At 55.1% G+C, this 12,693-nt stretch carries 18 protein-coding genes; 9 read left to right on the plus strand and 9 right to left on the minus strand.

Features of this window, described 5'->3' with window-relative positions; genetic code table 11:
* Positions 1 to 33: 33 nt before the first annotated feature.
* From PHF39_RS03540 to PHF39_RS03550, 3 genes are all read right to left on the minus strand, one after another.
* Positions 34 to 1,212 carry a M20/M25/M40 family metallo-hydrolase gene (locus PHF39_RS03540; protein WP_300220236.1) on the minus strand — a complete coding sequence of 393 codons (1,179 nt, stop codon included), beginning with the start codon at positions 1,210 to 1,212 and terminating at the stop codon, positions 34 to 36.
* Between the two features lie 18 nt (positions 1,213 to 1,230).
* The gene (locus PHF39_RS03545; protein WP_300220238.1) at positions 1,231 to 1,737 is read right to left on the minus strand and encodes a hypothetical protein; all 507 of its coding nucleotides are present in this window, start codon (positions 1,735 to 1,737) and stop codon (positions 1,231 to 1,233) included.
* Positions 1,738 to 1,821: 84 nt separating this feature from the next.
* The gene (locus tag PHF39_RS03550) at positions 1,822 to 2,613 is read right to left on the minus strand and encodes an aminoglycoside phosphotransferase family protein (protein ID WP_300220239.1); all 792 of its coding nucleotides are present in this window, start codon (positions 2,611 to 2,613) and stop codon (positions 1,822 to 1,824) included.
* A gap of 228 nt (positions 2,614 to 2,841) precedes the next feature.
* On the opposite strand from PHF39_RS03550, the gene PHF39_RS03555 reads away from it, so the two are divergent.
* Positions 2,842 to 4,161: a hypothetical protein gene (locus PHF39_RS03555; RefSeq protein WP_300220241.1), complete on the plus strand. Its 1,320-nt coding sequence runs from the start codon at positions 2,842 to 2,844 to the stop codon at positions 4,159 to 4,161.
* Between the two features lie 547 nt (positions 4,162 to 4,708).
* Here the strand turns inward: PHF39_RS03555 and moaA are convergent.
* Entirely contained in the window at positions 4,709 to 5,587 is an 879-nt protein-coding gene (gene moaA, locus PHF39_RS03560; protein WP_300220242.1) for a GTP 3',8-cyclase MoaA, read from the minus strand.
* Between the two features lie 10 nt (positions 5,588 to 5,597).
* Positions 5,598 to 6,179 (minus strand): RlmE family RNA methyltransferase, encoded by a 582-nt coding sequence (locus PHF39_RS03565; RefSeq protein WP_300220275.1) that lies wholly within the window; start codon positions 6,177 to 6,179, stop codon positions 5,598 to 5,600.
* Between the two features lie 105 nt (positions 6,180 to 6,284).
* On the opposite strand from PHF39_RS03565, the gene PHF39_RS03570 reads away from it, so the two are divergent.
* Both PHF39_RS03570 and priL read left to right on the plus strand, forming a co-directional pair.
* Positions 6,285 to 7,028 (plus strand): DNA polymerase sliding clamp, encoded by a 744-nt coding sequence (locus PHF39_RS03570; RefSeq protein ID WP_300220244.1) that lies wholly within the window; start codon positions 6,285 to 6,287, stop codon positions 7,026 to 7,028.
* A complete protein-coding gene (priL, locus tag PHF39_RS03575) occupies positions 7,029 to 8,120 on the plus strand; it encodes a DNA primase regulatory subunit PriL (protein ID WP_300220246.1) in 1,092 nt (363 codons plus the stop codon).
* Here the strand turns inward: priL and PHF39_RS03580 are convergent.
* Positions 8,113 to 8,289 carry a hypothetical protein gene (locus PHF39_RS03580; protein WP_300220248.1) on the minus strand — a complete coding sequence of 59 codons (177 nt, stop codon included), beginning with the start codon at positions 8,287 to 8,289 and terminating at the stop codon, positions 8,113 to 8,115. The genes priL and PHF39_RS03580 overlap by 8 nt on opposite strands.
* Positions 8,290 to 8,382: 93 nt before the next feature.
* Between PHF39_RS03580 and PHF39_RS03585 the strand changes: the two genes are divergently transcribed.
* From PHF39_RS03585 to PHF39_RS03595, 3 genes are read left to right on the plus strand one after another with little or no spacing between them, the layout of a single operon-like run.
* On the plus strand, positions 8,383 to 8,934 hold the full coding sequence (locus PHF39_RS03585) for an HDIG domain-containing metalloprotein (protein ID WP_300220250.1): 552 nt from the start codon (positions 8,383 to 8,385) through the stop codon (positions 8,932 to 8,934).
* Positions 8,935 to 8,989: 55 nt separating this feature from the next.
* On the plus strand, positions 8,990 to 9,292 hold the full coding sequence (locus PHF39_RS03590; protein WP_300220252.1) for a nucleotidyltransferase family protein: 303 nt from the start codon (positions 8,990 to 8,992) through the stop codon (positions 9,290 to 9,292).
* The gene (locus PHF39_RS03595; RefSeq protein ID WP_300220254.1) at positions 9,289 to 9,588 is read left to right on the plus strand and encodes a HepT-like ribonuclease domain-containing protein; all 300 of its coding nucleotides are present in this window, start codon (positions 9,289 to 9,291) and stop codon (positions 9,586 to 9,588) included. Before PHF39_RS03590 ends, PHF39_RS03595 begins: the two co-directional genes overlap by 4 nt.
* 73 nt (positions 9,589 to 9,661) lie before the next feature.
* Here PHF39_RS03595 and PHF39_RS03600 read toward each other — a convergent pair whose 3' ends face one another.
* Complete coding sequence (locus PHF39_RS03600; RefSeq protein ID WP_300220256.1) at positions 9,662 to 10,084, minus strand: Tfx family DNA-binding protein; 423 nt, start codon at positions 10,082 to 10,084, stop codon at positions 9,662 to 9,664.
* Between the two features lie 492 nt (positions 10,085 to 10,576).
* Between PHF39_RS03600 and PHF39_RS03605 the strand changes: the two genes are divergently transcribed.
* Entirely contained in the window at positions 10,577 to 10,765 is a 189-nt protein-coding gene (locus tag PHF39_RS03605; RefSeq protein ID WP_300220258.1) for a hypothetical protein, read from the plus strand.
* A gap of 136 nt (positions 10,766 to 10,901) precedes the next feature.
* On the opposite strand, the gene PHF39_RS03610 is transcribed toward PHF39_RS03605, so the two are convergent.
* A complete protein-coding gene (locus PHF39_RS03610; RefSeq protein WP_300220260.1) occupies positions 10,902 to 11,264 on the minus strand; it encodes a PIN domain-containing protein in 363 nt (120 codons plus the stop codon).
* Positions 11,231 to 11,746: a hypothetical protein gene (locus PHF39_RS03615; protein ID WP_300220262.1), complete on the minus strand. Its 516-nt coding sequence runs from the start codon at positions 11,744 to 11,746 to the stop codon at positions 11,231 to 11,233. Before PHF39_RS03615 ends, PHF39_RS03610 begins: the two co-directional genes overlap by 34 nt.
* 34 nt (positions 11,747 to 11,780) lie before the next feature.
* Between PHF39_RS03615 and PHF39_RS03620 the strand changes: the two genes are divergently transcribed.
* Complete coding sequence (locus tag PHF39_RS03620) at positions 11,781 to 11,996, plus strand: hypothetical protein (RefSeq protein ID WP_300220264.1); 216 nt, start codon at positions 11,781 to 11,783, stop codon at positions 11,994 to 11,996.
* Positions 11,989 to 12,264, plus strand: a complete 276-nt coding sequence (locus PHF39_RS03625; protein WP_300220266.1) for a type II toxin-antitoxin system YafQ family toxin — start codon at positions 11,989 to 11,991, stop codon at positions 12,262 to 12,264. The genes PHF39_RS03620 and PHF39_RS03625 overlap by 8 nt, the downstream gene beginning before the upstream one ends.
* The last annotated feature ends 429 nt before the right edge of the window (positions 12,265 to 12,693 follow it).

A 12,693-nucleotide genomic window follows, 5' to 3' on the forward strand; every position in this document is an offset into this window, starting at 1 on the left:
TTGTAGTTCAACGGGAATGATCCAGAAAAAAGGTTATGCCGGCTTCCCGGCATACTGCTGCATCACGTCCCGGTAGATCTCCACCGCTTTCTCAAGGGACACGATAGTGACGCGTTCATTGACGGCATGCAGGCTCTCGATCTCGCCGGGCCCGTACTCGATGACCCGGAACCCGGCACCCCGCAAGTGCCGGGCATCGCTTGCCGCCCACTGCACGAAGGGGAACGAGGGTTTGTTCCAGGCGCGTTGTACTGCCTCGCAGGTGACTGTTACGATCCGCGATAACGGGTCGGTGATGGTGGGGACATACGCCTCCTGGGGAGTGACGACGGCATTGTTTGCGTGAGCCTTGATCTCGGCAATGGTCTCGGGAATCGAGCAGCCCCATGGTACCCGTATCTCGAGTTCAAGGGTGCAGTGCTCTGCCACGACATTGGACTTCTCCCCCCCGTGGATCGTCCCGGGGTTGAAGGTCAGCCGCTGTAAGGCATCGCTTACGCCTTCGATCCTGAACTCTTTTCCAAGGACTCCGGCCGAGCGATCAATGATCTCCTGCAGGGAAGCATCCACCGGGTACTCGCGGTTGTACAGGATCTTTACCCATTCCAGGAAGGGCACTGCTTCCATGATGGCGCTCCGGCCCACGACAGGGTAGAGCGAACCATGCGCCGGGATACCGGAGAAGGCGATCTCCATCCGGCAGAGCCCTTTCTGCCCGATACTGGGATGGAGGGCCGGTGTGGGCTCGGCAATGATGCAGTCGCAGGGCGAAAGCACTTTTTTTGCAAGAAGGAAACGCGTCCCGTTCTCGCCCCCGGTCTCTTCATCGCAGACGAAGGTAAGGGTGGCCGGCACGTCCCCCCCTTTTTCGGCAAGGGTCTCGCACGCGGAGAGGATTGCCGCACAACCGCCTTTCATGTCGGTTGCCCCTCTCCCCCAGACACGGCCGTCTGCGATCTCACCGGAGAATGGGGGCCGGGACCAGTTGTCACCGGGTGCCGGGACAACGTCAACATGGCCGCAGAGCATCAGTTGGGCGTCTTTTTGTATGGCCACAAGGTTATCCATGCCCTGCCCGGCACCGTATATGGTTGAGCGGATGCCGATGCCATTTAGGAACTCGCGGATGTACTCGATCACTTCTGCGGTTGTCCCTGGCGGGTTCTCGCTTTTGATCTTCACGAGATCCGAACAGATACGGCTGACATGCATGACAATAATCCTGTGGTCTTACGGGTTCTGTGAACAATATGCGGAGAAGAGCGTGTCAAGCGATGCGCCGACATAGATGCTCTTCAAGAACTCGGTGTCGAAAAACTCGTCGATGACTGCGAAGAAAAAGTTCGCCGGGAGCGCGGACTTACTGTCCGGGTCGATCACGATCCGGAAACTCCGGTAACCCGCTTCGTCTTCAGTATCATAGATCATCTGCCAGAGCGAGGGGAGAGCGTTGAACTTTTCCGGGTACTTCTCTTTAAGCCAGTTCACAAAACCCGCAAACTTTGCCCGGTCGCCTTTCTTCTCCTCTTCGACACGCCAGCGCATATATTCGGCGCCGATGATGTTCTTTGGCGAGCCGTAGTTGTAGGCGTAGATCCCGGCCGTGTAATCGATGTGGGCGAGAGAGTCGATGAGGTAGAAGTAGAGGACCTTGTTGAAGCCCGATGTATCCTGCAGCATCAGTGACTTCCCGTACAGGTAATCGAGGACGGTCAGGTATTCGTTCTCTTCCGGCATATCGGTTAAGTTCGATCTTGGATTGTAAATACGTTCTCTTGATACACAGGTGAGAGAGAACGGTGAAAAAAGGAAAAGGACCGATCAGAACAGGTGACGGATCTGTTTCTTCCATTCATCCGTCATGAACCCGTAGATGGATCCTGCGGTTACCGGGAGCCAGGCCAGGATCTCCTCGCGGGTGAGCCCCGAAGCTGCGCAGTATTTTTTCAGGTATGCTTCGGCAATCTCATGGTTCCCCATGTAATAGTCCATGTAGGTCCTGCAGGCATCACCGGCAGGAGCGCCGCAGGCCACTTCTGCCCAGTCGATGATGATGTACTTCTCGCCATCAAAGAGGATGTTGCCCCCGTGGAAGTCTCCGTGGCAGATCGCAAGCCCGTCAGGGAGTCTGGCGAGCATCGCGTTCAGGCGTTCCTTTTCATCAGGGGTCAGCCCCGGGCTTACCTGGATGTTTGCGCCAAGGACATTTCTCAGGGAGCGGAATACCCCTATCTCCACCTTGTGCATCGCTACCTGCATCTCCACGACCTTGTCAAGGGTCTCTTCCATCCTGGACGGGTCCTCGATCGCGATATCCAGGAGGCTCTTTCCCTTCACCTGGTCCATGATGATGGCTGTCTGGTTAAGGAACGATTCAACGGCGTAAACCTTCGGCACGGGTATTCCCATTTCACCGACCAGCGCGATGTAAAACGCTTCCATGAAGGGCTGGTAGTGCGGCTGGTTCTCCCGGTAGACTTTCGCGGCAATATTGTTCCTTGCGTATACGGCTGCGGACTGGCCAAGCCCGACCAGGTCGCCATAACGTTTTTTAAACTCTTCGTTGTTCTTTGGTGGTGCATGGGTCGGGGTCTCGGTTTTCTCTTCTGCCATAGGATGTCACCGTCTGCCCGAAGGTTTCGCGAACCCGGGCATATAGGGAATGGAAAGATGTTGGCAGGCAATTTCCTAAAGCCTTTGCCATGAACGCAGTTGGTCCTGGTAATTCACAGACAGGGTATCGGCTCGCGTGGAGGAGAAAATTGCCCGTATATGATGATAATTCATAAATGCTAAAGGAAAAGAAGTCCATTATACGGATAGTATGGAACAGCGTTACGTTTGCCCTGCACGATCACGGTTATCCCGTTTGGGATTGATACGATCCAGGAGCGTTCCCGCATGACAGGAGACACCCGTCAGGATCCGGCGTCTGTACGGTCAAATATTTGGGAATTTAACTTCACGCTCGAAACAGTCCTCCTGCTTGTCCTGGGCATATTCATGCTCATCTTCGGCATCCTCCTTGTTTTTATCAATACAGGGGCGTTGCCCTATACTCCTGACAGTACCTACGGGCTTTTCCTTGTCCTTGTCGCGCTGCAGGTTATCACGATGGGAAAGACGCCGTTTGGCGAGGTCCGGCGCACATGGCTTGTCATCATTGCAGGGATCTGCGCCGGGATCCTTGGAATGACGGCATGCTTCATTCCCGGTGCACTCTCCGGCATCATCCATGATCTCGTGGGGGCCCTTCTCCTTGTTGGCGGTATCGCGCTTCTCCTCCAGCTGGTCTTAAACAAAGAGAAAGCTGCGTTATGGATCCGGATCCCGGGAATCCTGCGGCACCTCACGGTTGCCTGCGGCCTGGTCTACACGCTTTCGGTTCTGCTGGGCCTTATCACGCTCCTGCCCGGTCTTGTGGACAATGCCGTCACCTCGGTATTTCTCATCCTCTCCGGCCTCAGCCTGTTCTACCTTGCGTGGAGCATCCAGAAAGCCTACACACTTTATTCACCGCAGGCAACGCAGTCTGCCGGGCCTCTTCCCCAGGGCTCCGGGAATGTCCCGTTCTTTTTCCGCGATGCGCCCATCTCGTTTACGTTCGCGCTCCTCCTCTTCCTCGGGGTTCTCTTAGCCCTTCTTGCCGTGCTTCTCGTGCCGGTTAACCTCGGCCTCATCCCGTTCTCGCCGGACGGCCAGCTCGGGCTCCTGATTGTTATCATGGCAATCCAGTTCCTTGCCATGGGCGAGACCCCGGTTGGCCAGTTCCGGCGCACGTGGCTGATCCTTTTTGCCGGCCTGCTCTTCGTGACGCTTGGCTCGATAGCAAGCATTGTGCCGGGGGTTTTGACGCCCGTTCTTGTAGTTACCCTTGCCACACTCAACATCTTTGGCGGTATCATCCCGCTGACAATCCGCGTGCTCCCGGTATTCAGGGCACTGATAAACCCGCCGGCTCAAAAGGCTGTGATCCCGCCCCCGCTCAAAAAGCTGCTCATCACCCAGAGCGTGCTCAACATCGTGGGAATCCTCTTCGGCCTCTCCATGCTCCTCCCCGGTGTCATCCCCGGCCTGGTCGTGGCTGTCATCCTCTTTGCCAATGGCCTCCTCCTCTTCGTGCTGGCATACATCCTTTCAACCCTGACGGCACCGGAGTGAGACTCCTTTTTTCATTCCCTGTTTTTAAAAGAGATGCGCTGTTGGGGATATTTGGCTCATGCTCATGATCCCGCCCGGATTTTTTTAATCCGTTGATGCCCTGTCGGTCGTTGTCTCCGCCCCGGTTCGTGTTACTCCCGGGTCCGGGCGAACGCGGATTGCTGCGTGGGGGGGTCGGGCGGTGTACTTCTTGTGCATCAGGTCCATGGTTCCCGGCTCCGGAAATGTGAGCGGTAATCTTGTTTTTCCGTCGGGTGGATCAGAAAAAAAGCTCGTGTTCCCTGCGCAAAATCCGATGCTGGAGAAAGGCCCCGGGTCACTAGTACACCGCCCGACCCCCCCATCCACTCATGCAAATATCAGGAAAATTCCGACAATTTTATGAGAGTAAATGAACGCTCCAGGCAAGGGGCTGCGTGACGGGGGTCGGGCGGTGTACTAAAAAAATTGAGGATGAAAAGGGATGCTTCTATCCAGTATTGAAATCTGACCATACATTTCAGGGCATAAAATTGACAGAGTCCTCTACTTCGGGAGGCTTTACCGTTCACTTATAAAATGGCTCGCGAGATGCGACAGCCTTCACGAAAAGATCTTCAAGTTCCTTGCCGGTCTTCCCGCGGATGTCGATGTGGTTGTCGGCCCGGAGCAGGCAGGGTTTCAGCTTCCCGTCCGAAGTCACGCGGAGACGGTTGCAGAACTTGCAGAACTCGGAGTTGTGGAGGGGCCGGACAACTTCGACTTCCGCACCGTCAAGGCAGTACTTCTTGCGATGGTGCATCCGGCGCGTGATGATCGTCTTCGCGCGGGCGGCAAGGGAATCCTCAAGCCCGTTCAACTGGGAGTGGTGCTCGCAGTTGTTGAAATTCATCAGCTCGATCAGCTGGAGGACAAGGTTGCGATTGCCCCGGATATAGGCGAGGAAGTCGTCAATCTCATGGTCATTGATCCCTTCGAGGACGACCATGTTGATCTTGATGGGCGTGAGGCCGGCATCGAGCGCAGCCTGCACGCCCTCCAGGACTTTTTTGAGCGAGTCGTGGCCGGTGATCTTCTTGTATGTCTCGGGAATGATGCTGTCGATACTGACGTTCACCCGCTTCATCCCGGCCGCTTTTAACTCCTTTGCATACCGGGCAAGCAGGATCCCGTTCGTGGTCATCGACGACTCCATGTCCGGGGGTACGGACCGGACAATGTCGATAATGTCCTCCCGCAGGAGCGGTTCGCCACCAGTGAACTTGACGCTCCGGATCCCGAATTTTGCCGATACGCGGAGAATTTCCCGGATCTCCTCAAGCGAGAGTTCGGCCTCCGGTTTCACTTCTCCCTCGCGGTGACAGTAGATACACTTCAGGTTGCACCGGGGAGTGAGGCTGATCCGGATGTTGCTTACCGGGCGGTCAAAGGAGTCCTTTAAGAGCATGGCTGGTTGTCTACCCGTAAAAGTTCTTGGCGATAACGTATAGTTCTGTGCTTCCTTTCCTGCTCGATTTGGTATTCATTGTCCTCACCGAGTGAAAGTGCTGCTTTGTGTCATTGTAGAAATCCGGGAAGTCTGTCCCCTGGAAGGACTTAACGGCAAAATTCCCGCCCTGCTTGAGGACCCGGCAAGAAAAGAGCAGCGCCTGTTCGTTCAGCTCAATGATCCGGGCCTGGTCATAGCTCTTGTGCCCCGAGAGCTTGGGGGAGGCATCGCAGACAACAACACTGACGACATCGATCATTGACTGCAACTCCGCGAGCACTTCAGGATCGTTGATATCCCCGACAATGGTCTCGACCCCGTCAAGAGCTGCGATCGGATTGAGGTCGATGCCGATGACTTTTCCCTTTGTAAGAGTCCGCTCCACCTGGAGCCAGCTCCCCGGGGCTGCCCCGAGATCAACGATATTGTCGTCGTCGCGGATGATCTCGAACTTCTTCTGGATCTCCATGAGCTTATAGGCTGCACGGGAGCGGTATCCCTCCAGCTTTGCCCGCATGTACGTCTTGTCATATCCCCATTGTGAGCCCATGGCGCTGATCATTCCCCGCAATACGCGAAATCGTGGGTTTAAACCCAAAACACTATAATTATCATATGCCGATATACTGTATTAGAGTTTGTTAAGGGGTAACCGATGTTAAAAGCAACCATTGATGCAGACACGTTCAGGGAAGCAATCGAAGCAATCTCGGCCCTCATCCCTGAGTGCCGCCTGCACACGGACGAGAGCGGTTTCTCCACGCGGGCTGTTGATACAGCAAACGTGGCGATGATCTCCCTCACACTCAGGAAGGAAGCGTTCGACACCTACAAGGCGACAAAGAGCCAGCTCGGCATTGACTTAATGAAGATGAAGAACATCTTCGGCATGGCCGACAAGGGCGACCTGATCAGCATCGAGATGGCGGACAATGCCCAGAAGATGTCGGTCTCGGTCCACGGCTACCACTACTCGATCACGCTGCTTGACACGAACACGATAAGGAAGGACCCGAACCCGCCGACCATCAACCTGCCCGGTAAGATCGTGATCAAGGGCGAGGACCTCAACAACGCCATGAAGGCCGCTGCCGTGATCTCGGACAAGATTGCGCTCGGGATCAACCCGAAAGACCAGACGTTCTACCTTGTTGCGGAAGGCGACACCGATCACATCCGGCGCGAGTTCACCAAGGACGAGCTTGTCTCGCTTACCCCGGCAGAGGCCCGCTCGCTCTTCTCCCTCGATTACCTCAAGGACATGGGCAAGGTCATGAGCAAGGCCGAACAGGTCGAGATCTTCCTTGGCATCGACCACCCGGTCCGGTTCTCCTTCGATATTGCGGGCGGCAACGGCCATGTCGAGTACCTCCTCGCGCCCCGTATCGAGGCTGACTAGATGGAGTATTCCCCGTCGGCAAAGGAACTCTCCCATTTCCCTTTTTTAAAAAAAAGCCAGGACCATATCAAGGGCCGGTTTGCAACGCTTGATGCTGTACTGAAGGACAAGCGCGGCGAAGCCCTGGTTGAGCGTGCCCTTGCCCGGGTCCAGGATGCGATTACTCCCAAAAAGACATTCACCCCTGATGTGTCCGGGACACCGGAGGAGGAGATCGCGGCATACGCCCTTGCCCGGATCATCGTCTCCTGCGTAAACGACCGTCAGGTGATCGACCGGCTGACCCGGTACGAGGCCGAACGGGCATATTATTTCCTTGTCCACGAAGAGGACTGGAACCAGAGTTACAAGCAGGGAGATGGCGAGTATTCGCGGCTCTGTATCGTGCTTGCAGAAGAGTTGGGAATCCGGATCACGCAGGACAAGATGCCCTTTCTCGATTACGTCGAGATGGTGGCACCGCTCCACGATGACCGCTTCCACCTTGTCAACCGGCGGGTTGAGCGTGGGTTTGTCACGATAAAAAAAGAGGAGCGGTACGAGCTGGTGCGGGAACGCGTCCGCATGCTCCTCCGGCGCGATCTCCCGCACAAGGTCCCCGCATCGCTCTGCGAGAAGATCTCGCCCAAGGTCGCGCAGATCAAGAAAGCCTACCAGGAGCAGATGCTCGAACAGTTCGGTGCCGTGGAAGAGAGCGCATTCCCCCCCTGTATGCATGCCCTCATCAAAGCCCTCACGGAAGGCGCTAACCTGACGCATGCCGGTCGGTTCTCGCTCACCTCATTCCTTCATACCATCGGAATGGATGTAAGCGGGATTGCGGCAATGTATGCCCGGTCGCCGGACTTCGATCCTGAAAAAACAATGTACCAGGTCGAGCACATCACAGGCCGGGGCGGATCGGGCACGGAATATACAGCACCGGCCTGTGCCGCTATGCGGACCACCGGCCTCTGTCTCCACAAGGACCCGCTCTGTGAGAAAGTGAGCCACCCGCTCAGTTATTACCGGACAAAAAAACGAGACGCAAAGAACAGGCCGAAAAAAGCGGAAGAGAAGCCGGCGGATATACCGCCGTCACCGTCTACGTGATCTTATCGTTCACCAGGTATCCTGCACCGGAGAGGAATGTGATGAACCCGACAATCGCCGCAAGGTAGGCGATCGCGGCGGGCAGTGCCATAGGCAGGACTGCCAGCAGGATCACAAGGACAATAAATGCGGCAAGGCCGATGACAACATCAAGGAGTCGCGCGTCCATTCATACTCTTTTCGATCCGGGAGGATATAGGCTTATCCACCTGTTCCCGCACGGATGATAATGCGTAAATCCTGCGGGATCCACAGTTCATCTATGGACCGACATGCCTGCATCGCCCTGATCAGGGGCCATATCAAAGACGAGCATCTCATCCGCCACTGTCTTGCCACCGGCACGGTCATGAAACACGCGGCCCGGCATCTCAAAGAGGACGAGTCCTGCTGGGAGCGGATCGGGATCCTGCACGATATCGACTTCGAGGAGATCGGTGGAGATATGCAAAGGCATGGTGCGGTTGGAGCGGACATCCTTGAGACAGAGGGGATCGATCCTGCTGAAGCGGAGGTTATCCGCAGGCACAACCATTTCCTGCACCAGGGCGCCTATACACAACCAGTAGAGATAGTGCTCCAGGCTGCCGACAGCGTTTCGGGGCTTGTGATTGCGTGCGGGCTTGTCAAGGGCGGGAACCTCTCCGATGTGTCGGTGAAGACCATCACGAAGAAATCAAAGGAGAAATCGTTTGCGGCCGGCTGTGACCGGGAGCGGATCGCGCTTGTTGCGCCGGTGATCCCCTTACCGGAGTTTTATGGGATTGCGCTTGCGGGGCTTATGGAGATCAAGGAAGAGCTGGGATTGAGGTGAACGAACGATCCGCCGTGAGTTTTATAGGCCCCGTACCGATATAAGTACCTGATATATGGCCACGGAAACCGATCTTTTGGCACTCCTTATCCGGAACCGGCAGGAGATCCCCGCTCTTGCAGACCGGAGGGGTGCGAGGAATATCCGGTTATTCGGTTCTGTTGCCCGGAACGAAGCACGGGCTGACCGTGACATCGATCTCCTGATCGATCCGGACCCTGGCAGGAGTCTTCTCGATACCGGGGGCCTGGCCATGGATCTCTCTGCACCGCTTGGCCACCCGGTGGATGTTGTTACAGAAGCCGGGCTTCGCGATCGGATCCGTCCGCAGGTTTTACAGGAAGCGCGGGCATTATGAGAGACGACATGGGAAGATTGCCGGACATTATCGAGGCAATCGACCGGATTTTCCGGGTCTCTCGTAAGGGCAGGGATTATTTCTACGATGATGAAATGGCTCAGGTCTGGGTGGGCCATCATCTCCGGATCCTTGGGGATGCGGTGAGGGGGCTCTCACCGGAATTCAGGAATGCGAACCCGGGTATTCCCTGGTCCGACATCATCGGCATGAGAAACATTCCCGTGCATCACTATTTCAGCATCGACCGGGGGATGCTGTCGGGAAAGTTGTTGAACATGACCTGCCGGTATTAAAAACACAGGCAGGGAATATCCAATCCGGAGATAGGTGAATAACTTCCTGTCCCGGCTCCGGATCAGTGCGCCTTCATTCATAAAAACATTCGAAGTAAACCAGTCCGTTGTCCCGGATAAACACCTTGATGTATCCCCGGACGGCCTGGCCATTGATGCATTCCGGGTTCTCCGTACGCAGCTGCCTGACAAGTTCAACCGGATCGGCGGTTATCGTAAAGCCGGCCTTATTAGCTTCATCTGCAATCATGACGATCGCTTCGAAGAGGTTTGCACCTTCTTTTATCGTGCAGAAAAAGCGGGCATCCATGGTATAGAAAGCATCCAGGGTCTTTTTGGCTAGCCGGATATTTTTCTTCGCAGCTCTTTCAACTACGGAGATGGCCGATTCCGAAACATTGAGGAGCTGTGCAACCTGCCACTGCGCCAGCCCGTCTCTCCGGTATCGCAATACCTCTTTTTGCCGGTTTGTGAGAATGGAATTTTTCTTCAGCATTTTCCTTCCGGATATCCGGGCTGCGGGTCCCTTTGCTGGATATCAATGTATCCGATTGGTTTGTATATATAATAAAAAATAGGGCTTTCGCCCCGCTCTGGTCTTTCCTGTCCCGGCCAATTCCTCCGCCATCCCTCTCCTGCTCCCGATCAGGTACGGCTCGCTTTCCCGGCGAGCTGTGTCTCCCCTCCTGCTCCCGCGCGGCTGGCCTGCGCCAGAACCTGTGCTGCCGCCCGGCCGGATCGATAAGAAGGCGGTGCCCGGACCGGGGCCGTGCCGGTAAAACGACGAGATGGCATCGTCTTACAATCTCTTCTTCATTACGCAGCAGCCGAAGTTGTTCCAGAGGATGTACGAGTCCGGGTTCTCTTTGATGTGCCGGGTATGATAGATCGGGATAGACCGGTGTCCCTTTCGAGAGGATTATCATAGTACCCGGATAATAATCAATGAAAGGACCCGGTATTTAGTTCGTCCGTTACCATCAACAGAGTGCCTGAGGAGATAGAGCAGCTCGATCCAGATGACCGGATCTCTATTCACCGGATATTGTCCAGCCGGCTCATCGAAACAGAACGCGAGCGTATCGCAGAACGGGCACGCGATGCGGAGAAGAATTATTCTCTGGGGCATGTCCGGTCCGGTTCCGTACATGATCTCATGAGCGAGCTGAATGATTGACCTCGTTTGGGACGATAAATTCCGGAGGATTTTTAAAAAGGTTTACTTTTACTCTCATCTTTTATAAAAGCCTGGAGATCTCGCCCGTCGTGTAACAAGGGACAAGAGTCTGCCGCTTCAGATGGTTATCGTCCGATCAGATCGGGCTTTCAAGGTGGAGGGCCAGTGCCAGAAACGGCGTGTCCCTGGGATCGATTGCAGCCATCTCTTCGTATGCCCGTTGAACCTGATCCTTGTATAACTGCCGGGGAACCGTAGTAACCGAGTCGAGCAGGAACGTTATGGCATAATCAAAGGAAGGAGCAGCAGGGACTTTCCCGCGTTTCGTACTGATATACTCCCGGAATTTTTCGATCTCAATGTGTCCGTAATCAGGGAAGAAAAAATCAAAATGCCGGTCCTTTACTATCCTGGCTTTGAATGAATTGTCCTTAACGAGAGCCCCTATCAGGACGTTGGTATCGATTACAATCCGAATTCTTTCTTTGTCCCGTTCCATGCCTGCTCCCGCACCTTTTCAAACGCGGCCTGGTCCTTGTCGTCAAGTGCAATGACATCCACGCTCTTTGAGAACAACATCCATTTTAAGTGTTCTTCCTCAATGAGACGCTCCAGTCGTGCAACAAGCCCGGGAAGTGGCAGGTCGTCAGGGACGTTCAGGACAATCTCGGTCATTGATATATCATTCATATGTGTGAGGTTATGAATATTGCCCGGCCCGTTTTCCCGGTTCGCCTGTGTCTCCCTCTCCTGCTCCCGTGCGGCTGGCCTGCGCCGGGATTTGTGCAACCGCTGCCCGGTTTGCCTTCGCAGAACTCCGGGTTGATGGCAGGGGGCCCGGTTAAAAGACCGGATGGCATCGTTGTTCTTCCCGGGTTTCATCTGGAAGCAGCTGAGGTTGTTACTAAGGATGGACGAGTCCAGGTTTTCCTTGATGTACTGGGTATGATAGACCGGTGTCCCCTTCGACAGGATTATCATAGTACCCGGATAATAATCAATGAAAGGACCCGGTATGAGTTCGTCCGTTACCATTAACAGAGTGCTTGAGGAGATAGAGCAGCTCGATCCAGATGACCGAATCTATATTCACCGGATATTGTCCAGCCGGCTCATCGAGACCGAACGCGAGCGTATCGCAGAACGGGCACGCGATGCGGAGAAGAATTATTCTCTTGGCCAGGTACGATCCGGTTCCGTACACGATCTCATGAGCGAGCTGAATGATTGACCTCGTCTGGGACGATAAATTCAGGAAAATTTTTAAAAAATGGAGCGTTCAGCATCCGGATCTCATTCCTTTATTCCGTGAAAGGCTGGATTTGTTCGTCAACGATCCCTTTCACTCCACCCTCAGGGTACATTCCTTAAGCGGCGTCCTGAAGGGGTTGTGGGCAATGCGAATCAATTACGATCAGCGTCTCATCTTCAGGTTCATGGATGATGCACATACTATCGTGTTGCTCATCGACATCGGGACACACGACCGGGTTTATTGACCGGGTCCTGCCGGAAAGGGAACAACGGTAAGGATCTTGTGATCCGGAACACGCCTTCGCGGTCCCGGGCGGTTTCCGGGCTGGCTCAACCCACCTTCGCCCTATTCTCTCAAATCCTGCGCCACCGTTCCCGATCCCGGCCCCTTTTCCCGGTTCGCCTGTGTTCCGCCCTCTGCTCCTGTGCGGCTGGCCTGCGTCGGGACTGGTGCTGCCGCCCGGCCGGATCTATGGAAAGGCGGTGCCCGGACCGGGCCGGTCCCGGCCGGGGGTCTGGTATCTGGAGCGGTCCCAATCCGGAGAAAAGCATTTCGCTGCCGGGTATTCGTTCTTCGACTGGCATTTTCCAGGAAGTTATGATAAAAAAGAGACTGGCTGAAATATTCAGAGAGATTTCTGCAATTCGAGAATCTCTTTTCCAATCTGTTTTAC

The organism is Methanoregula sp., assembly GCF_028712425.1.
Taxonomy (GTDB): Archaea; Halobacteriota; Methanomicrobia; order Methanomicrobiales; family Methanospirillaceae; genus Methanoregula.

Coding starts and splice junctions, on each gene's coding strand:
- PHF39_RS03540 (WP_300220236.1), bottom strand. CDS start 1,212: ATGCATGTCAGCCGTATCTGTTCGGATCTCGTGAAGATCAAAAGCGAG.
- PHF39_RS03545 (WP_300220238.1), bottom strand. CDS start 1,737: ATGCCGGAAGAGAACGAATACCTGACCGTCCTCGATTACCTGTACGGG.
- PHF39_RS03550 (WP_300220239.1), bottom strand. CDS start 2,613: ATGGCAGAAGAGAAAACCGAGACCCCGACCCATGCACCACCAAAGAAC.
- moaA (WP_300220242.1), bottom strand. CDS start 5,587: ATGCTCTTAAAGGACTCCTTTGACCGCCCGGTAAGCAACATCCGGATC.
- PHF39_RS03565 (WP_300220275.1), bottom strand. CDS start 6,179: ATGGGCTCACAATGGGGATATGACAAGACGTACATGCGGGCAAAGCTG.
- PHF39_RS03570 (WP_300220244.1), top strand. CDS start 6,285: ATGTTAAAAGCAACCATTGATGCAGACACGTTCAGGGAAGCAATCGAA.
- priL (WP_300220246.1), top strand. CDS start 7,029: ATGGAGTATTCCCCGTCGGCAAAGGAACTCTCCCATTTCCCTTTTTTA.
- PHF39_RS03580 (WP_300220248.1), bottom strand. CDS start 8,289: ATGGACGCGCGACTCCTTGATGTTGTCATCGGCCTTGCCGCATTTATT.
- PHF39_RS03585 (WP_300220250.1), top strand. CDS start 8,383: ATGGACCGACATGCCTGCATCGCCCTGATCAGGGGCCATATCAAAGAC.
- PHF39_RS03590 (WP_300220252.1), top strand. CDS start 8,990: ATGGCCACGGAAACCGATCTTTTGGCACTCCTTATCCGGAACCGGCAG.
- PHF39_RS03595 (WP_300220254.1), top strand. CDS start 9,289: ATGAGAGACGACATGGGAAGATTGCCGGACATTATCGAGGCAATCGAC.
- PHF39_RS03600 (WP_300220256.1), bottom strand. CDS start 10,084: ATGCTGAAGAAAAATTCCATTCTCACAAACCGGCAAAAAGAGGTATTG.
- PHF39_RS03610 (WP_300220260.1), bottom strand. CDS start 11,264: ATGGAACGGGACAAAGAAAGAATTCGGATTGTAATCGATACCAACGTC.
- PHF39_RS03615 (WP_300220262.1), bottom strand. CDS start 11,746: ATGATAATCCTGTCGAAGGGGACACCGGTCTATCATACCCAGTACATC.
- PHF39_RS03620 (WP_300220264.1), top strand. CDS start 11,781: ATGAGTTCGTCCGTTACCATTAACAGAGTGCTTGAGGAGATAGAGCAG.
- PHF39_RS03625 (WP_300220266.1), top strand. CDS start 11,989: ATGATTGACCTCGTCTGGGACGATAAATTCAGGAAAATTTTTAAAAAA.